Origin of the sequence: Hymenobacter psoromatis, assembly GCA_001596155.1 — a bacterium.
In the GTDB taxonomy this organism is placed as follows: domain Bacteria; phylum Bacteroidota; class Bacteroidia; order Cytophagales; family Hymenobacteraceae; genus Hymenobacter.
Genome location: CP014771.1, coordinates 1,443,918 through 1,461,724, shown reverse-complemented (window position 1 = coordinate 1,461,724; position 17,807 = coordinate 1,443,918). Strand labels below are relative to the sequence as shown.

Annotated in this window: 18 protein-coding genes; 12 read left to right on the top strand and 6 right to left on the bottom strand. The window is 60.9% G+C overall.

Annotated features, from left to right (window positions below; all coding sequences use genetic code 11):
- Positions 1-33 precede the first annotated feature (33 nt).
- Together A0257_06225 and A0257_06220 are read left to right on the top strand one after the other, a co-directional pair.
- Positions 34-861: a glutamate racemase gene (locus A0257_06225; GenBank protein AMR26745.1), complete on the top strand. Its 828-nt coding sequence runs from the start codon at positions 34-36 to the stop codon at positions 859-861.
- 1,669 nt (positions 862-2,530) lie between these two features.
- Entirely contained in the window at positions 2,531-3,817 is a 1,287-nt protein-coding gene (locus A0257_06220; protein AMR26744.1) for a hypothetical protein, read from the top strand.
- An 80-nt stretch (positions 3,818-3,897) separates the two neighbouring features.
- Here A0257_06220 and A0257_06215 read toward each other — a convergent pair whose 3' ends face one another.
- From A0257_06215 to A0257_06205, 3 genes are all read right to left on the bottom strand, one after another.
- Positions 3,898-4,224, bottom strand: a complete 327-nt coding sequence (locus A0257_06215; GenBank protein ID AMR26743.1) for a heme biosynthesis protein HemY — start codon at positions 4,222-4,224, stop codon at positions 3,898-3,900.
- A 158-nt stretch (positions 4,225-4,382) separates the two neighbouring features.
- Positions 4,383-4,799 (bottom strand): scaffolding protein, encoded by a 417-nt coding sequence (locus tag A0257_06210; protein AMR26742.1) that lies wholly within the window; start codon positions 4,797-4,799, stop codon positions 4,383-4,385.
- A 99-nt stretch (positions 4,800-4,898) separates the two neighbouring features.
- Entirely contained in the window at positions 4,899-6,113 is a 1,215-nt protein-coding gene (locus tag A0257_06205) for a cysteine desulfurase IscS (GenBank protein AMR26741.1), read from the bottom strand.
- A gap of 192 nt (positions 6,114-6,305) precedes the next feature.
- Here A0257_06205 and A0257_06200 point away from each other — a divergent pair, with 192 nt between their 5' ends.
- Positions 6,306-6,713, top strand: coding sequence for a methylmalonyl-CoA epimerase (locus tag A0257_06200; protein ID AMR26740.1), 408 nt, complete (start codon positions 6,306-6,308; stop codon positions 6,711-6,713).
- A gap of 16 nt (positions 6,714-6,729) precedes the next feature.
- Positions 6,730-7,302, top strand: a complete 573-nt coding sequence (locus A0257_06195; GenBank protein AMR26739.1) for a translation factor Sua5 — start codon at positions 6,730-6,732, stop codon at positions 7,300-7,302.
- A 61-nt stretch (positions 7,303-7,363) separates the two neighbouring features.
- On the opposite strand, the gene A0257_06190 is transcribed toward A0257_06195, so the two are convergent.
- Positions 7,364-8,344: a hypothetical protein gene (locus tag A0257_06190; GenBank protein AMR26738.1), complete on the bottom strand. Its 981-nt coding sequence runs from the start codon at positions 8,342-8,344 to the stop codon at positions 7,364-7,366.
- A 99-nt stretch (positions 8,345-8,443) separates the two neighbouring features.
- Positions 8,444-9,901: a glycoside hydrolase gene (locus A0257_06185; protein AMR29643.1), complete on the bottom strand. Its 1,458-nt coding sequence runs from the start codon at positions 9,899-9,901 to the stop codon at positions 8,444-8,446.
- A 278-nt stretch (positions 9,902-10,179) separates the two neighbouring features.
- Here A0257_06185 and A0257_06180 point away from each other — a divergent pair, with 278 nt between their 5' ends.
- The 4 genes from A0257_06180 to A0257_06165 all read left to right on the top strand — a co-directional run bounded on the left by A0257_06180 (position 10,180) and on the right by A0257_06165 (position 13,583).
- Entirely contained in the window at positions 10,180-11,601 is a 1,422-nt protein-coding gene (locus tag A0257_06180) for a tRNA nucleotidyltransferase (protein AMR26737.1), read from the top strand.
- Between the two features lie 152 nt (positions 11,602-11,753).
- Positions 11,754-12,254 carry a hypothetical protein gene (locus A0257_06175; protein AMR26736.1) on the top strand — a complete coding sequence of 167 codons (501 nt, stop codon included), beginning with the start codon at positions 11,754-11,756 and terminating at the stop codon, positions 12,252-12,254.
- A gap of 3 nt (positions 12,255-12,257) precedes the next feature.
- On the top strand, positions 12,258-12,680 hold the full coding sequence (locus tag A0257_06170) for a hypothetical protein (GenBank protein ID AMR26735.1): 423 nt from the start codon (positions 12,258-12,260) through the stop codon (positions 12,678-12,680).
- A gap of 324 nt (positions 12,681-13,004) precedes the next feature.
- On the top strand, positions 13,005-13,583 hold the full coding sequence (locus tag A0257_06165) for a hypothetical protein (protein AMR26734.1): 579 nt from the start codon (positions 13,005-13,007) through the stop codon (positions 13,581-13,583).
- Between the two features lie 188 nt (positions 13,584-13,771).
- Here A0257_06165 and A0257_06160 read toward each other — a convergent pair whose 3' ends face one another.
- The gene (locus A0257_06160; protein ID AMR26733.1) at positions 13,772-14,521 is read right to left on the bottom strand and encodes a 3-deoxy-manno-octulosonate cytidylyltransferase; all 750 of its coding nucleotides are present in this window, start codon (positions 14,519-14,521) and stop codon (positions 13,772-13,774) included.
- A 199-nt stretch (positions 14,522-14,720) separates the two neighbouring features.
- Here A0257_06160 and A0257_06155 point away from each other — a divergent pair, with 199 nt between their 5' ends.
- From A0257_06155 to A0257_06140, 4 genes are all read left to right on the top strand, one after another.
- The gene (locus tag A0257_06155) at positions 14,721-15,272 is read left to right on the top strand and encodes a hypothetical protein (GenBank protein AMR26732.1); all 552 of its coding nucleotides are present in this window, start codon (positions 14,721-14,723) and stop codon (positions 15,270-15,272) included.
- Complete coding sequence (locus tag A0257_06150) at positions 15,269-15,613, top strand: hypothetical protein (GenBank protein ID AMR26731.1); 345 nt, start codon at positions 15,269-15,271, stop codon at positions 15,611-15,613. The genes A0257_06155 and A0257_06150 overlap by 4 nt, the downstream gene beginning before the upstream one ends.
- Positions 15,614-15,755: 142 nt before the next feature.
- Entirely contained in the window at positions 15,756-16,514 is a 759-nt protein-coding gene (locus tag A0257_06145) for a TIGR02757 family protein (GenBank protein AMR26730.1), read from the top strand.
- Positions 16,515-16,740: 226 nt separating this feature from the next.
- Complete coding sequence (locus A0257_06140; protein ID AMR26729.1) at positions 16,741-17,427, top strand: hypothetical protein; 687 nt, start codon at positions 16,741-16,743, stop codon at positions 17,425-17,427.
- The last annotated feature ends 380 nt before the right edge of the window (positions 17,428-17,807 follow it).

Here is a 17,807-nt window from a genome sequence, read left to right as displayed (position 1 = left end):
AACGCCCGGCCGCCCCGACCTTTGCCGCCACCTATGACGACTCCTCCCAACCCGGCCGCCCGGCCCATTGGCATCTTCGATTCCGGCATTGGCGGCCTTACCGTGGCCCGCGCCGTGGCCCAGCGCCTGCCCCACGAGCGGCTGGTGTACTTCGGCGACACCGCCCACCTGCCCTACGGCGAAAAAAGCACGGCTGCCATCCAGGCTTACTCCGTTAAAATCTGCGATGTGCTGCTGCGCCAGCATTGCAAGCTGATTCTCATTGCCTGCAACTCAGCCTCGGCCGCCGCTTATGAACTAGTGCGCGAGTATGTAGGCTCTAAAGCACTGGTGGTGGGCATGATAGACCCCGTGGCCGAGTACGTCGGCCAGCACTACGCCGGCCGGTCGGTGGGCCTCATCGGCACCAAGCAAACGGTGGGCTCCAACAGCTACCGCAAGAAAATTGACGACCTCGACTGCGGCGTGGACCTGCACTCGCTCGCCACCCCGCTGCTGATACCCATGATTGAGGAAGGCTTTTTCAACGGCCGGGTGTCGGAGGAAATCATCCGCGCCTACCTGGCCCACGAGGAGCTGCAAGGCATCGAAAGCCTGGTGCTGGCCTGCACCCATTTTCCCCTCATCAAGCCCCAGATGGAGGATTATTACCAGGGCCGCGTGGCCGTGCTCGACCCCTCCGACGTGGTGGCCGCCGCCGTGGCCAAGGCGCTGGCGGCCCGGCAGCTGCTGGCCCCGGCCGGGGGGGTAGGGCCGGCGCACCACTTCTACGTGAGCGATTTCACGCGCTCATTCGAGGAAAGCACGCGATTATTTTTTGGGCAGCAAGTGCAGTTGGAACACTATCCGCTGTGGGAATAAGGGAGCAACTTGCAGATTACTAATCTTTTTTAGGATAAATTTTGGTGAAAAAAAGATGAAGTCGTAGCTTCGGGTCGCCGAAGTATGGCTTATTACAACTTTTCTTCCCTGAATTATGACTACGCTCCTTACCCGCAGCCTAAAAAATAAACTCATCAACTTACTGCTGCTAGTCAGCTTGCCGATACTGAGTCGAGGGCAAACTACCCTTGTCAACTACGATTTTAATACGGCGGCATCTTACCCGGCCTCGCCGGCTGCCACGGCCACTGGTATAACTTCCGCTGCTACCAGCAGTGAGATGTTTACGACGGGAACCGGCAGCCCCACAGGTGCGGGAGCCTACGCCACTAACGCACCGGGCCTGGCGCTGGCGATGAATAGTTACAGTGGGTCCAATGCCCGCTACTTCCAGTTTTCGCTGGCGGGAGCGACGCTGCCAAAGTATTCTGCCTTTAAGATTTACTTTCAAGGCTACCGCTCACCAGCAGCGGCAGTTACACTCATGCTGCAATACAGCCTCGATGGGACAAACTATACCAGTTTTGGTACAGTTTACACGCCTGGGGCGGGTAATTTCACCGAAGTCAGCTACGACTTGTCGGGAGTGCCGGTGCTGAGTACCGTGAGCAACCTGAGCTTTCGCCTTCTCACCAGCATTAATACCAGCGGTACCCTGCGGATAGACAACTTCCAGGTGCAGGCCATCAATACCGTGGACCCGCTCATCGGCAGCCTCTCGCCCAGCACAATAGAAGCCGGTACGCCCGGCTTCGACCTCACGGTGACGGGTAGCAGTTTTAAGCCCGGCGCGGTGGTTAGTTTCAACGGTCAGGCCCTGGCTACTACGTATAATTCAGGTACTTCGCTCGTGGCTGCGGTGCCGGCTGCGGCCGTCGCCACGGCTGGTAGCTATTCGGTAGTCGTCACTAATCCGGGCGGAATAGCGTCGCCTGCCACGACGTTCACCGTCACGCCTGCGCTGTTGCGCTGGACGGGCGGCGGTAGTTCCATGAGCTGGTTCAACCCCGCTAATTGGAGCACCAATGCGGTGCCTGGCACTAACGATGACGTTTTGCTTGACCACCGCGTTATCACCACCAGCTACACCGTGAGCTTTGACCAGAACACGGCCGTGAGTGTTAAGTCACTGACGGTGAACCCTGGGGCAGGGGATTCTATTTTTGTAGTGGTGCCGGCTGCGAATACCGTATCACCAGCGGCCTTGACGCTCGGTAGTACTGATGCAACCCCGGCTCTGAAAATCTATAATAAAGGAGTAGTGACGAATGCCAGCGGGCTTACTTCTAATGCAGGAATTGATATAATTGGTACAGCCGCTACGTTTTTCCTATACAATGGTGGTAGCTATCGGCAGGCAAGTAGTGCTGGGCATAAGCAAGTAGCGGAAAATCTGAGTGCAATAGCGGGAACGGAACAAGGAATTTTTGATTTCCGACTGCCCGGCAACGTCACAGGTTCTTATACCTTATCTGTCGCAAACCGCACTTACGGAACATTAATTTTTCGAAACCGTCCGGGACAAACATCTACCAATTATCCCGGCTCCGCCAACTCGTTGGTTGTGCGAGGCAACTTACTTATTGGTCCTGGCGCGGTAGTTACCGCAACCATAAATACTACTAATGAAGTACGGCTACTGGGTAACGTGCAAGTGCAAGGGACACTGCTATTTAAGAATGGAAGCAGCGGAGCGCCTAGCCAAGTACTAGCGGCCGGAGCCAGTTCGCAAACCATCGGCGGCAATATCTCTTTTGAGCCTGGAATTGGCCTGACAGTCAACAACCCCGCCGGCGTTACGCTGGCTACCCCGCTTTCACTCAGCGGTCCGTTCGCACTCACCAACGGCCTGCTCACCACCACGGCGACTAGCCTGCTTACGCTAAGTTCAACCGCTTCGATAGTAGGGGGTAGCCCCACCAGCTTTGTCAACGGCCCGCTGGCCCGCAAAACGGATGCCGGCGCGCTCTCTGCTCTGGTATTTCCCATCGGTAGCGGCACGAACTACCGCCCGCTTACCCTCAATGCCACCGCCCAGGACGCGACCACCTACCTCGTAATCCAGAACGAAGGGCCGGCTCCTGATTATAACAACCTGCCAGCCAGCGCGTTGGCCCTACCCCAGCTCACGCGCGTGTCGCGAGCGCGGTCGTACACTATCACGCCCACGCCGGCGGCCAATAATTTCAGTGGTAATGTTAAGCTGAGTTTTGAAGCTGACGACCAGGTGAACGCGCCCAACGACGCCAGTTTTGTTATTGGCAAAAACAGCGGTAGCGGCTGGCAAAATATTGGCAACTCGGCCATAAACGTTACAACTGCTGCGCCCACGGGTGGCTACGCCAGCGGCACCATCACGTCGGGTACGTTCACCTCGTTCAGCACCTTCGCCCTGGCCAGCACCAGCGCCGACGCGACTATTAATCCGCTGCCCGTCGCGCTCACCAGCTTTACGGCCCGGCGCCAGGCCGCCAATGTGGCGCTGAGCTGGGCCACGGCCACTGAGCTGCACAATGCTCGGTTTGAGGTGCAGCGCAGCCTTGATGGTCAGCTATTTACAACGGTAGCCATCGTGGCCGGCCAGGGCACCACCGCGCAAGCACGCCAGTACACCGCGCTCGACCAAGCTGCCCCCGCCGCCGTTCTCTATTACCGCCTAGCGCAGGTAGATACGGATGGCCATACCACCTTTAGTCCGGCAGTAGCACTGGCTGGCACCACTACCGCCGCACTGTATCCCAACCCAGCCCGCGACCGGCTGGTAGTGCCCGCCCCAGCGGGCACGCAGGTGCGCGTGCTCGACCTCACGGGCCGCGTGCTGCAAACCGGGTTCCTACCCCCCTCGGGCGAGGTGAGCGTAGCCAGCCTGCCCGCCGGCACTTACCTGCTGCGACTGAGCGAAGGCGCGCAAACCCTGCGGTTTAGCAAAGAATAGGGGGGTAGGGCCGGAAAAAGCAAAGGCCCGGTGCAGCTTGCACCGGGCCTTTGCTGGCTAAAAGTATTCGCTTACTCGCCTTATACCGAGAAGCTCTCGCCGCAGCCGCAGGAGCGCGAGGCATTGGGATTGTGAAACTGGAAACCCTTACCGTTCAGGCCATCCGAGAAATCTAGCTCGGTGCCGGCCAAGTAGAGAAAGCTTTTCATATCGACCACCACGCGCACGCCTTTGTCCTCAAACTCCTGGTCCATCGGCCGGGTTTCGTTGTCGAAGTCCAGCTTGTAGCTCAGGCCCGAGCAGCCGCCGCCGGCTACTGAGGCCCGTAGGCGATAGGTAGCATCGAGCTGCGAGTCGCGCATCAGGTGCTCCACTTTTTCCTTGGCTTTATCCGAAACGGTTATCATATAAGTAAGTAGCTGAGGTGCTGGGAAAGAACAGGGGCCAGCCGCGTATCGAAAACCAGCGGCAATAATACAACAAAGATACCGCTAAGAAGGATTCTAAATAACAAAAAAAGACGACCCTTTTTCAAGGGTCGTCTTTCGCAGAAAGTCAGGTTAACCTAGTGGTGCGACTTTTCCAATTCCAGGGCCGGCATGCCGTTTTTCACGCGGTAGTCGTTGATGGCCATCTTGATGGCATCTTCGGCCAATACCGAGCAGTGGATTTTAACGGGGGGTAGGGCCAGCTCTTCCACGATTTCCATGTTGTCGATGGCCAGAGCTTCGTCCACGGTTTTGCCTTTCAACCACTCCGTCGCCAGCGACGACGAGGCGATGGCCGAGCCGCAACCGAAAGTCTTGAATTTGGCGTCGGTGATGGTGTTGGTGGCTTCGTCCACCTCAATCTGGAGGCGCATTACGTCGCCGCACTCAGGCGCGCCAACGAGGCCGGTGCCCACCGTTTTTTTGTTTTTGTCGAGCGTGCCCACGTTGCGGGGGTTGCTGTAATGGTCGATTACCTTATCGGAGTAAGCCATGAGTTGAGTTAAGAATTAAGAGTTAAAAGTTATGAGTTAAAGCAGTTAAAAGCATGAGGAGTAAAAACTCTTAACTCATAACTTTTAACTCTTAACTCCTTAATGTTCGGCCCACTCAATGGTGCTGAGGTCCACGCCTTCTTTGTGCATTTCCCAGAGCGGCGACATTTCGCGGAGCTTGGTTACGGCCTCTTTTACGTGGTTGATGGCATAGTCGATTTGCTCCTGGGTGGTGAAGCGGCTGAGGCCGAAGCGCAGGCTGCTGTGGGCCAGGTCGTCGCTCAGGCCCAGGGCTTTAAGCACGTAGCTGGGCTCCAGCGAGGCGCTGGTGCAGGCCGAGCCACTTGATACGGCCAGGTCCTTCACGCCCATCATCAGGCCTTCGCCTTCCACGTATTTAAAGCTGATGTTGGTGACGTGGGGTAGGCGGTGCTCCACCGAGCCATTCACGTAGCTTTCTTCCAGCGGCAGCAGCGACTGCTCCAAATGGTCGCGCAATTTGCTGAGGCGCTCGGTGTCGGCCGCCATTTCGAGGCGGGCCAATTCGCAGGCTTTGCCGAAGCCCACGATGCCAGGCACGTTGAGCGTGCCCGAGCGCATGCCGCGCTCGTGACCGCCGCCGTCCATCTGGGCGGTTACTTTTACGCGCGGGTTTTTGCGCCGCACGTACAGCGCGCCTACCCCCTTGGGGCCGTACATCTTATGGGCCGTAAAGGCCATCAGGTCAATGCCATCAGCCAGCACATCCACCGGAATCTTGCCCACGGCCTGAGTGCCATCGGTCATAAACAGCGCGCCGTGCTTGTGGGCGATGGCGGCAATTTCGCGGATGGGCTGGATGGTGCCCGTCTCGTTGTTGCCGTACATAATGGTGACCAGAATAGTCTGGGGCGTCATGGCGGCTTCCAGCTCGTCGAGGCTAATCAATCCCTTGTCGTTCACCGGCAAATAGGTCACCTTGCCGCCGAGCTTTTCGATGTGCTTGCAGGTATCGAGCACCGCTTTGTGCTCAGTAGTAGTGGTGATAATGTGGTTGCCGCGCTGGCTATACATCTCGAATATTCCCTTGATACCCAGGTTGTCGCCTTCGGTAGCGCCGCTGGTGAAGATAATCTCCTTGGGGTCGCAGCTAATGAGCTGCGCGATTTGCTCGCGGGCATAATCCACGCCTTCCTCAGCGGCCCAGCCGAAGGGGTGATTGCGCGAGGCGGCGTTGCCGAATACGTCGGTCAGATAGGGCATCATAGCCTCCAGCACGCGCGGGTCGAGCGGCGTAGTGGCGTTATTGTCCAAATAGATAGGTAGCTTAAGCATGGCGCTGGGCTGGATGTTGCTAGTAAGGTCTAAAGTTAAGCTTTGACTGCCTTTGAAACAGAATTTTGGCCTAAACAGTTTTTTCGAATCCACAAAAATAGCTGGAATCTGTCTAAAAAACAGTATGACCTTGTTTGCTCCAAACCGTGGCCGGTAGCTTTGCGTTGCTGGCCGGGCCAGCTTCCTACCCCTATGCTCACCAATCTCGAACACCTGGGCCTGGCCGTGCGCGACTTAGCCGCCGCCACCGACCTTTACACGCGCCTGCTGGGCCAGCCGCCCTACAAAGCGGAGCACGTGCCCAGTGAAGCCGTGGACACGGTTTTCTTCCAAATCGGCAGTTCTAAGATTGAGCTGCTGGCTGGCACCGGCCCCGAAAGCGCCATCACCAAATTCTTAGAAAAGAAGCCCGAGGGCATTCACCACGTCGCCTTCGAAGTCGATGACATTGAAGCCGAAATGGCCCGGCTGCGCGCCGAGGGTTTTACGTTACTGAATGAAACGCCCAAGCGCGGGGCCGATAACAAGCTGGTTTGCTTTGTGCATCCTAAAAGCGCGGGCGGTGTATTAGTGGAGCTGTGTCAGGAGATAAAACTTTGATTAGTAGTTAAAACGAATGAATTTCTTTCGCCAGGAAGTAGATGCCGCCGTTGATGTGCTGCTCACGCAGCAGGTTATTCTCTACCCCACCGACACGGTGTGGGGCTTGGGCTGCGATGCCGAAGTGCCCCGCGCCGTCGAAAAATTATACCAGCTAAAAGGCCGTCCCGCAGGCACGCCCAGCATCGTGCTGGTGGCCGACCTGGCCATGCTGAGCCGCTACGTGACCCAGGTGCCCGCCGAGCTGGAAACAGCGCTGGCCGCCCAGACCCGGCCCACTACCTATATTTTGCCGGCCAGCCGCGCCGTGGCGCCCGGCCTGGTAGGGCCGGATGGCACCGTGGGCCTGCGCATGGTGCAGGATGAATTTTGCCACAAAGTGGTGCGCCGCCTGGGCCACGGCCTGGTGAGCACTTCGGCCAATAAAACCGGGCAGCCTACCCCCACCATTTACGCCGAAGTGGACCCGGCCATCGTGCGCGAAGTCGATTACGTGGTGAGCTGGCGGCAGAATGACCAGACGCGCGCCGCGCCCTCGCGCATCGTGCGCCTGGGAGCCAACGGCGCGCTCGAAGTGGTGCGGGAGTAGGTTTAAGCTGCTAATTGTTAAGGTGCAAGCTATTACCTATCAGCTACTGGCCAACCGCTCATTACTCGCCCGGCCAGTGCCAGGTGCGCAGGTCGGTGCTCCAGGCCAGGCCGATGGAGGCATTTTTGTCGAAGTCGCCCTGCTCCTCGGTGAGTGGGCCGGAGCCGTGGAAGAATAGCAGGTAGCGCCGGATGCCCGGCACGTGGCGCAGGTCGAGGGCGGCGCCGGCCGTGAGGCGGCCTTTGGCCCATTCCCAGCCGGGCTGGCCCTGGCCCAGGGTGATGAGCAGCTGCCAATCTACCCAGTGTTGCAAGTCGCTGGATTTCTTGATGTTGATGCCGTTGTGGGGCGAGTTGAAGAGGTAGTAGCCATCGGGCTCGGCTAGCACGCACACGTTTTCGCCCGACTCAGCCGAGCCCGCGAACGTCCAGTTAACCAGGTCGGTGGAGGTGGAGCGGCTCACGCCGTTCTGCTTGTAGAAGATGGAATACTGGCCCGGCTGCCTAGGGTCGGGCAACAGGTAGGGGTCAATCATGCGGCCCAGGCTTTTTTCGTCCACGTTGGGGCCTTTCACGCGCAGCAGCGCGGGGGCCGACCAGTGCCGCAGGTCGGGGCTGCGCATGAGGAACAGGCGGGCGTCGCCGGTGCCGAAGCGCGGCATCTGGTCGGCGGTGTAATTGGGGCGCGGGTAGGTTTGGAGGCACAGCACCCACTCGTTTTTAACGCGAATGATATTGCCGGGGCTCGAAAAATCGAGATTCTGGTCCCGCTCCGTTATCTTTTGGGCGGGCGTCCAGGCTTTTAGGTCGCGGCTCGTGCTAAAGGCCACGTAGGAGTACACCCGGCCGTCGGCCTCGGTTTCGACCAGCGTGTAGTAGAGGTAAAGCGTGCCCTTTTCGTAGAGCACGGCCGGGTCGCGGTAGGCCGTTTTGGCATCGCCACGTAATAGCACCGGTGAGGTCAGCGCCCGCAGCAGGCGCGGCGGCGCGTCCGGCCGCGTGGGCAGCAGCAGCGCCAGCCAAAAAATCAATAAGCGGAGCATGGCGCGGTGGGGGGGTAGGGAAAGTTGGAGTAGAGACGCACTATTTTGCGTCTCTTCATTGAACGAAGCGTCTGCGAGGAGACGCAAAATAGTGCGTCTCTACTTAGCCGCGTACTCCTGCACCGCCTGCAACCGCTTCGGAAAGGCCGACTCACCCACCACATTCGTCAGGCGCAGGCCCGTTACGCCGTGGCTTTCCAGAGCGTGGGCGAAGTAGGCGGGCGGGCTCGCGCCCCAGCGCACCGAGCAGTTGCGCAGCGTAATGTTGCTGGCCCGGTCGAGGTAAAAGGCGGAAGTGTTGCCCGGCACCAGGCCGGGGCCGGGCGCGGGGCGCTGGTCATACACGCCGCCGGGCCGGTCGGTGGTTTTGGTGAGCTGCACGTCAACCTGGTCAAAGAAAATATTGCTGACCAGGCCGGCCGTTTCGCCGCTCACGTAGATGCCGTTTTCGCTCTGACACTTTATGTTGCTGAAATAAATGTTTTGCACGGCTCCGGCGCGGCCCTCGGTCTGGCCGGGGGCGTAGCGCCGGCTGGCCCCGTGGTCGGGCCGGCGAAAGGCGGTGACGTAAATCGGTTCGGCCTTACCCCACCAGGTATCCGAGAAGTAGTGCGACTCAACGATGATGTTGGAAAACAGCACGTTGGATACCGTGCCTTCGTCGCGGTTTTGAATGCCCAGGCCCCGGTTGCTGCTGCTCACCACGCAATTATCGACCACCACCCGGCCAATGTGGTCCACGTTTTCGGAGCCGATTTTGAAGGCGCAGGAGCGCGAGCTGAGCGTGCAGTTGCTCACGGTGATGTCTTCGCACGGCCCGCGGTCAGCAAATTCGCGGCGATTTTTGAGGCAGATGGCATCGTCGCCCGACTCGATGTGGCAGTTGGTGATGCGCACGCGGCGGCTGTGGTCCACGTCGATGCCATCGCTGTTGGGCACGCGCTGGTCGTTGCGCACCGTGAGGTCAGCAATGGCCACGTCGTCGCAGCCCGCCAGGTGAATGTTCCAGTAGGCCGCGTTGCCGATGGTTAAGTCGCGGATGCGCAGGCCTTTAACTCCCACCAGCGTGAGCACATGCGGGCGCATGTCTTCGCCGTTGGGGCCACGCTTCACGGTGAAGGCGTCGCCGCTTTCGGGTCCCAGAAAGGCCGGGGCGTTGCCGTCGATGGTGCCGCCGCCGCACAGCGTCACCTGCTCCAGGTTGTCGGCGCTAATCCAGCGGCTGCCCTCGCCGTGGTTGTCGGCGGCGAAAGCCGATTGCGTGTAGCGGCTCGGGTCGGGATTGGCCCGGATGGTGGCCCCGCTCGCCACGCACAGCTCCACGTGCGAGCGCAGCGCAAACGGCCCGGCCACGAAGGTGCCGCCGGCCGGCACCAGCACCCGGCCGCCCCCGGCTGCCGCGCAGGCATCGAGCGCGCGTTGCAGGGCGGGCGCGTCGTCGGTGCGGCCGTCGCCCACGGCCCCGTAGGCCCGCACGTCAAACTCCCGAGGGGGGGTAGGGGCCGCGCGGGCGGCGGTGGGCGGTGCCGTGCGGCAGCCAGCTATAAAGCCGGCCAGCCCAAGTAGCCAGAATAAGAGCGCGATACGCATATAAATTGAGGAGGCCGCTGGGTGCGTGGCCAATCGCACAAGGTATTTCGGAACGCGCGGCCGGTTGCGAGCAACAGGGCGGGCACTGAGAATCTGCGCATTTTTTGGTAAGACGCTATCAGCAATGAGGCTGCCTGGCTGGGGCGCGCGGGGCAGTAGCACCAAGTAGCGCGAACTTTGCGGCTCGCGTTCCCACGCCGCCTAACCGTTGCGGGCCGCGCTTTACCAAAACTGCCCTACCCCCCATGACTACGCCCACGCTGCCCGACCTGCCCATTTTCCGCACCATTGCCGACGCCGCCCAGGAGCTGGGGCAGCCGGCCTACGTCATCGGCGGCTACGTGCGCGATTTGGCGCTGCAACGGGCCAGCAAGGATATTGACGTGGTGACGGTGGGCGACGGCATCCGGCTGGCGCAGGCCGTGGGCCGGCGGCTGCCGGGGCGGGGCCGCGTCACGGTGTTCAGGAACTTCGGCACCGCCATGCTGCCCACCGAAGAGGCCGGCGAAATCGAGTTCGTGGGTGCCCGCAAGGAAAGCTACCGCGCCGAAAGCCGCAAGCCCGAGGTGGAGGCCGGCACCCTGGACGACGACCTGGCCCGCCGCGACTTCACCATCAACGCCCTGGGCCTGAGCCTGAACGCCGCCGATTTCGGCGCGCTCGTGGACCGCTACGAGGGCATGAAAGACCTGGCCGCCAAGACCATTCGCACGCCGCTGGGGCCGGATATCACCTTCAGCGACGACCCGCTGCGGATGCTGCGCGCCATCCGGTTTGCCAGCCAGCTGGACTTCGATATCGAGCCCGATACCTACGACGCCATCGCCCGCAACAAGGAGCGGATTGGCATCATGTCGCAGGAGCGGATTACGATTGAGCTGAATAAGATAATCGAGTCGCCGCTGCCGAGCTACGGCTTCAAGCTGCTGTTTCAAACAGGTTTGTTGCAACTCATTTTCCCGAAGATGGCCGAACTGTATGGGGTAGAGAAAGTGGGCCAGCATGCCCACAAGGACAATTTTTACCACACCCTGCAAGTGCTTGATAACGTGGCCGCCGCGGGCGGCGACCTGTGGCTGCGCTGGGCCGCCATTCTGCACGACATCGCCAAGCCCGCCACCAAGCGCTACGACCCTAAAGTGGGCTGGACTTTCCACGGCCACGAGGACAAGGGCGCGCGCTGGGTGCCGGGCCTTTTCACGGCGCTCAAGCTGCCGCTGGGCGAGGAAATGCGCCTGGTGCAGAAGCTGGTGCGCCTGCACCTGCGGCCCATCGTGCTCAGCAAGGACATCGTAACCGACTCGGCCGTAAGGCGTTTGCTCTTCGAAGCCGGCGACGACATTGACCGCCTTATGCTGCTGTGCCGGGCCGATATCACCAGCAAGGACCACCAGCGCAAAGCCCGCTACCTCCAAAACTTCGATACGGTAGAAGAAAAGCTGCGCGAAATCGAGTCCAAAGACCACCTGCGCAATTTCAAGCCCGTCATCACCGGCGAGGTTATCATGGAAACCTTCGGCCTGAAGCCCTCGCGCCAGGTGGGCGAGCTGAAAGAGGCTGTCTTAGAGGCTATTCTGGAAGGCGAAGTGCCCAACGAGTGGGAGCCCGCTTATGCGCTCCTCCTCCGGCGCGGCGCGGCGCTGGGCTTGAGTAGGGTAGGAGGGTAAGCGTTTGTCATTGTGAGCACAGCGAAGTAATCGCACCCAAACGAAACCCACGCTAGTCGTTTCAGTAAGTGACGTTACGCAGACGGGTCGTTCTGATGCGGTTGCTTCGCTGTGCTCGCAATGACAAACCCTTACCCTTCTACCCCTTACCTATGCTCCCTACCCCCGGCGCGCCGCTCAGCCGCCCGCGCCTGAGCTGGCAGCGCGAGATGCTCCTCGCGTTGCTACCCACCCTCACGGTGCTGGGGCTGCTGTGGCTCCTCAAGCTGCTCAGCAACCAGCAGCTGCTGTTTGCCTCGTTGGCCAGCAGCTGCTTTCTCATTTACCTCGACCCCAGCCACCCAGCCAACAGCGTCCGCACGCTGGTAGTGAGCCAGTTGGGCGCGGCGGTGCTGGGCTACGGGCTGCACGCCTGGCTGGGTCCCGGCTACCCGAGCGCCGCGCTGGCCCTGGTCGGCATCATCGGGTTGATGATAAGCACCAATACCATGCACCCGCCGGCCGTGGGCACGGCGCTCAGTTTCGCGTTTCGAGCGGGCAGCGGCGAGGGCAGCCTGGCGCTGTTTGGGCTGGCCGTGGGGCTGGTGCTGGTGTTGCTGGCCGTGCAGCGCGGCTCGGCCTACTTGCTGCGGCGCTTTACCACCGTTCTTTGAGCCATGCTTCCAATTCCCGAAATACCCGCCACTGTTTTTTCGCGCACGGAGGAGGGGGTAGTAGCCGGCGTGCAGTGGCTGAAGCTGGGCGTGGAGGTGGTGGGCGCGCTCATTATTTCGCTGGGCATCTTGGTGGCGGGCGGGCTGCTGGTGCGGGCGCTGCTGGCCCGGCGCACGGCCGATTTCACGGCCATCCGGCTCACGCTGGCGCGCTACCTGGCCCTGGCGCTGGAGTTTCAGCTCGGAGCCGACATCCTCTCCACGGCCATCGCGCCGAGTTGGGAGCAGATTGGCAAGCTCGGGGCCATTGCCGTGATTCGGACGGCGCTCAATTTCTTTCTCTCTAAGGAGATGCAGCAGGAGCGCCGCGAAAGCGGCGACGAGCAGCAAACTGTGAACACAGCCCGCAAGTCAGCTGATACCTGATAATTAGGAGAATAATCATAAAAAATATTCTCCTAAAACAGAAATTCAGCGCAAACGTGTTGCAACAAACGTTTTTGCTTGCCGAATGCAGATTAGTAGTAAGTTAGGCTGAAAATTTGATAGGATTTCGCGCGCGGTCTCGTAAACTTGCCAGCGCATTCCCATCTTATTTGTTTTCTTGCTATGGTACAAAATTTACCTTCTTCCGTCCTGCTGCTACTGCTGCAGGCAGCTATGCTCCTCGGCGGCAGCCGCGCCGGGTGGTGTGCCCCCGGTAGCGCATCCCAACTGGCGCGCCCGGCCGTTGTTACTATTACTGGTAGCGTGCTCAACGACAAGGGCCTACCTCTGCCTAGCGTAGTGGTAGCCGTGAAAGGCACGTCCACCGTCACTACGACCAATTCGACCGGTAATTTCCTGGTTGCCGTAGAAGCCCTTAATCCAGTACTGGTCTTCACCTGTGCCGGGTACCAGGCGCAGGCGCTAGCCGTGCAAGCCCGTAGTGGTGTGGCCGTTACGCTGTACGCAGTGGGGGTAGCGCCGCCTTCCAGCGTAGAGCCAGCCGTGGGCGCCGGCAGCAACGGCGTAGTGTACGCCGAAGAAATAGCTTCTTTTCCCGGTGGCGAAACTGCCTACACCGCCTACCTGCGCCAAAATGCCCATTATCCCGAAAAAGCCCAGCAAGCCGGCATAGCCGGGGCGGTTTTCGTGAGCTTCGTAGTCGATGAAACCGGCCGAATCCTGGACGCGCAAGTGCTGAAGGGCTGCGGCAATGGCTTCGACGAAGAAGCCCTGCGCGTGGTGCGTCTCATGCCCTGGTGGAACCCCGGCCGCGCCGGCGGCAAACCCGTGCGCTCGGCCTGCACGCTGCGCATCCGGTTTGGAATGCAGCCGCAGCCGTAAGGTAATTTGGAAGGAGTAGGGTGCGGGGCTTGCCCCCGCCCGTCGTTGAACGAAGCCAGTGGTTTGGAATGCAGCCGCAGCCGTAAGGTAATTTGGAAGGAGTAGGGTGCGGGGCTTGCCCCCGCCCGTCGTTGAACGAAGCCAGTCCGAGCTGTTCAACGGCGGGCGGGGGCAAGCCCCGCGCCCTACTAAATCCCCAATCTTACGCGGGCTCGCGCTACATCTTCGGGCGTGTCGATGCCGAAGGCATCCAGCTCCGTGATGGCCGTTTGAATCGTGAAGCCGGCCTCCAGCCAGCGCAGCTGCTCCAGGCTTTCGGCCACCTCCAGCGGCGAGGGGGGCAGGCGCGTGAGCTGGCGCAGCACGTCGGGCTGGTAGGCGTACAGGCCCAAGTGGCGGTAGTAGCGGTGGTGGCGCAGCCACTCGGCGGGCGCGTGCTGGCGCTGGTAGGGTAGGGGGTGGCGGCTGAAATAGAGCGCGTGGCCGCGGTAGTCGGTCACGACTTTGGGCAGGTGCGGGCTGAACAGCTCCTCCTCCGTGAGCACGGGCTTGATAAGCGTGGCAATGGCCGGCGGCTGCACCTGGGTAAACAGCCCCACCAGCGCATTAATCTGGGCCGGCTGAATGAACGGCTCATCACCCTGAATATTAACGATGCAGCTAACTTCGGCCGGGCTGCCCAGCAGCTCAAACGCCTCCCAGGCGCGGTCGGTGCCGCTGGGGTGGTCGGCGCGCGTGAGCACGGCCTCGCCCCCAAAGCCGCGCACGTGGTCCAGGATGCGCGCATCGTCGGTGGCCACTACCACGCGGGCCAGGCCCGCCAGCCGGGCCTGCGCCACCACGCGCTGAATGATGGTTTGGCCGCCCAGGTCCACCAGCGGCTTGCCGGGCAGACGGGTAGAGGCAAAGCGGGCCGGGATAATACCGAGGGCAGACATGGGATAAGGAGCAGTGAGCAAGGAGTAGGGGCTCAAAACCGGGAGTTCGGAACCTTTCGTTGGCCCGAAACTAGCGCCGCCCGGCCGCTACGTAGTTACTTTGCCTACCGCTGGCCTGGCGCCGGGGCCCGCCGGTGGTGGGTTTTGGTACATCTTTAGCTTTGGTTTACGCATGAGTCTGCTCGCTTCCTTCTTGATTATGAACTCGCTGCACGGTCCGGTGGCCGCGCAGATGCCCACCCACCGCCTACCCACCGATTCTATTGGCCAGGAAATGCGCGGCGGCCAGCGCTTCGTGCGCCACCGCGTGGCCCAGGGCGAAACCATGTTTGGCCTCAGCCGCCACTACCACGTGTCGGTTGACCAGATTACGGCCGCCAATCCGCAGTTGAAAGCCGGCCTGGGCATTGGCGAAATCGTGCTTATTCCGCGGCCCGGCGGCGCGGCCAAAACCACCGCCGCCCGCATTTCGACGGTCCCTACCCCCTCCGCCCCGGCCAACGTGCCTGAGCGCTACACCGTGGCCAAGGGTGAAACACTGTTCGGCATTGCCCGGCGCTTTGGTGTTTCGCCCGCCGAGTTGATTCTGCTCAACCACCTGCCGGCCGGCGGCGCGGTGCGCGTGGGCCAGCAGCTGCAATTGCGTGACGCTGAGGCGGGCGCGCCGCCCGTGGCCGCTACCCCCCCGCCGCGCCCGAGCCGGCCGCCCCCAAAATCAACCCCGCCAAAGAGGCCCAGATTGCCACCGTGACCGCTGCTACCCCCGCCGAAAAACGTGAAGAGGTAGCCGAAACTAAATCGCCCACCCGCGCCAGCGAGCTATCGGGCCGCCGGACGGAAGTGGGCATCGCGGCCCCCATTGCCAGCAGCGGTACCGATAAGTACCTGGCTCTGCACAAAACGGCGCCCATTGGCACCATCATGCAGGTCAAAAACCAGATGAATGGCCAGTCGGTGTACGTGCGCGTCATCGGCGTATTGCCTGATACCGGCGAAAACGACAACATCCTGGTGCGCCTCTCGCCCCGCGCCGTGCAGAAGCTCGGCACCACCGACAGCAAGTTTCGGGTCGAGACGAGCTACGTGCCGTAGGGCCGAATTTAACTAAAAAGAACGTCATGCTGAGCTTGCCGAAGCATCTCGCTCGCGCCGTTGGAATAGTAATCCTCACGGCGTGGTAGAGATGCTTCGGCAAGCTCAGCATGACGTTCTTTTTTACCTCTCTTACCAACCAATGTCTAAGCTGAACCTAGCCCAACTGCGCGCCCTGCTCGACGAGCGCGCCGAGCGCCACAACCAGCCCGCCTTCCTGGCCAAAGACCCGGTGAGCATTCCGCACCGCTTCCGGCAGCGGCAGGATATTGAAATCAGCGGCCTTTTTGCCGCGCTGCTGGCCTGGGGCCAGCGCCCTACCATCCTCAAAAAAACCAGCGAGCTGCTGGCGCGCATGGACGATGCGCCCTACCAGTTCATCACCCAGCACCAGGACGACGACTTGAAAAAGCTGCTCGGCTTCTGCCACCGCACTTTTTGCGATACCGACCTGCTATATTTCGTGCATTGGCTGCGCTGGTTTTATGGGGAGCACAACTCTCTGGAAGACGCTTTCCTGCCCGGCACCACCACGCGCGAGCGGCTCATAAACTTCCACGACCTGTTTTTTAGCCTGCCCGACGCGCCCGCCCGCACCCGCAAGCACGTGGCCACGCCCGCCTGCGGCTCGGCCTGCAAGCGCCTCAATATGTACCTGCGCTGGCTCGTGCGCCGCGACCAGAACGGCGTCGATTTTGGCCTCTGGACGCGCCTTTCGCCCAGCGAGCTCATCTGCCCCATCGACGTGCATGTCGAGCGCCAGGCGCGGATTTTGGGCCTGCTAAAACGCGAAAAAGTGGATTGGCAGGCGGCCGAGGAGCTGACGGCTAACTTGCGTTTGCTGGACCCGAATGACCCGGTGAAGTACGACTTTGCGTTGTTTGGAGAGGGGGTAGGGTAGAGGCATCCCGAGTAAGCGGCTTGCCGTACATGCTTTTATGGAAAACTCGAAAGGCCCCGAGCTACCCGCCTGGGTATTTCTGGCCCTGCGCCTGGGCTCGCTGCTGGCCGTGGCCGTAGTAGCAGGGCTGATGTGGCGCTGCCAGCGGTAGGGGAGGACGGGCCTACGCAAGTGCCACAGTAGCTTTGGCTGCCACCTTAGCTTGTGCCGCTTTTGTCGCCTGCCCATGCCTAGCCAAACCTTCGAGCTGAAACTCTTCGACACCACCCGCACCGGGCAAATTATGACGCTGACGATGCTGGGTCTTTTTGCGATGGTTGGGGCGAGTATTTGGGCGGCGGTGACCATTGCCGACGATGTGGTGAAGCTACTGGTTATTGCGCTGCTTGTGGGCGGCGGCGGCTACCTGGGCTGGCGAGCGTACCGGCGAGCGGCCATAGTGCCCGCCGTTATCACCCTCACCCCCAACGAGCTGCGCATCGAAGACCTGCGCCCCGAACCCCGCCTCACCCAGACGCTGCGCCTGGCCGACATCAGCACCTACCGCTACTCCAACTTCAACAACACCGAAGAGCTGCGCCTGAATCGCGCTGATGCCCCGCCCCTCAAGCTACGTGGTGCCGGGGCTTTGGCAAAGGGTGCCGACCTGAGTGCCTTGCTGGCCGCCTTCGAGCAGGCGATGGGGGCCGCGCCTAACCCCACCGGCGTGGCTGTGCGCCGCGAAAAAAGCTTCTTCGAGAGGCCTGTTTCCACTTATCTGCTCGTGATTTTTACGCTGATAATAGGCGCGTTGGCCCTGGCGATTTTTGGCAACGGGGGCGGCATTCATGGCAACGTATCTGGGGTGATTGGGGGCTATGCGGCCTACGTGGTGGCCTGGCGGGCCGCCGCCGCCCGCCGCAACGCGCCTTAGTGGGGGCATGCTCCGCACCTTACTACCCCTTGGTGCAGCACCTTTAATTTAGGGAGGCCACCCCCGTTACCATCGGTAGCAAGGCATCTTCGGCAACGTACCGGCGCTGGCTGGGGCGACGCGACACTAACGGCGTCGATTTCGGCCTCTGAACGCGCCTTTCGCCCAGCTAATTAATCTGTCCCATCCGACGTGCCCGTCGAGCGCCAGGCGTGGATGCTGGGATTATTGCAGCGCGAAAAAGTAGCCTGGCAAGCGGCGGCGGCACTGACGGCTAACTTGTGGTTGCTAGACCCAAATGACTCGGTGAAATACAACTTTGCGCTGTTTACGGAGAAATTATAATATTATGTATTTTATTAAAAATAAGATAATTTTAT

What these genes read in the sequence shown, in the direction of transcription:
- A0257_06225 (AMR26745.1), top strand. Translation starts at nt 34, where the DNA reads ATGACGACTCCTCCCAACCCGGCCGCCCGGCCCATTGGCATCTTCGAT.
- A0257_06215 (AMR26743.1), bottom strand. Translation starts at nt 4,224, where the DNA reads ATGATAACCGTTTCGGATAAAGCCAAGGAAAAAGTGGAGCACCTGATG.
- A0257_06210 (AMR26742.1), bottom strand. Translation starts at nt 4,799, where the DNA reads ATGGCTTACTCCGATAAGGTAATCGACCATTACAGCAACCCCCGCAAC.
- A0257_06205 (AMR26741.1), bottom strand. Translation starts at nt 6,113, where the DNA reads ATGCTTAAGCTACCTATCTATTTGGACAATAACGCCACTACGCCGCTC.
- A0257_06200 (AMR26740.1), top strand. Translation starts at nt 6,306, where the DNA reads ATGCTCACCAATCTCGAACACCTGGGCCTGGCCGTGCGCGACTTAGCC.
- A0257_06195 (AMR26739.1), top strand. Translation starts at nt 6,730, where the DNA reads ATGAATTTCTTTCGCCAGGAAGTAGATGCCGCCGTTGATGTGCTGCTC.
- A0257_06190 (AMR26738.1), bottom strand. Translation starts at nt 8,344, where the DNA reads ATGCTCCGCTTATTGATTTTTTGGCTGGCGCTGCTGCTGCCCACGCGG.
- A0257_06180 (AMR26737.1), top strand. Translation starts at nt 10,180, where the DNA reads ATGACTACGCCCACGCTGCCCGACCTGCCCATTTTCCGCACCATTGCC.
- A0257_06175 (AMR26736.1), top strand. Translation starts at nt 11,754, where the DNA reads ATGCTCCCTACCCCCGGCGCGCCGCTCAGCCGCCCGCGCCTGAGCTGG.
- A0257_06170 (AMR26735.1), top strand. Translation starts at nt 12,258, where the DNA reads ATGCTTCCAATTCCCGAAATACCCGCCACTGTTTTTTCGCGCACGGAG.
- A0257_06160 (AMR26733.1), bottom strand. Translation starts at nt 14,521, where the DNA reads ATGTCTGCCCTCGGTATTATCCCGGCCCGCTTTGCCTCTACCCGTCTG.
- A0257_06155 (AMR26732.1), top strand. Translation starts at nt 14,721, where the DNA reads ATGAACTCGCTGCACGGTCCGGTGGCCGCGCAGATGCCCACCCACCGC.
- A0257_06145 (AMR26730.1), top strand. Translation starts at nt 15,756, where the DNA reads ATGTCTAAGCTGAACCTAGCCCAACTGCGCGCCCTGCTCGACGAGCGC.
- A0257_06140 (AMR26729.1), top strand. Translation starts at nt 16,741, where the DNA reads ATGCCTAGCCAAACCTTCGAGCTGAAACTCTTCGACACCACCCGCACC.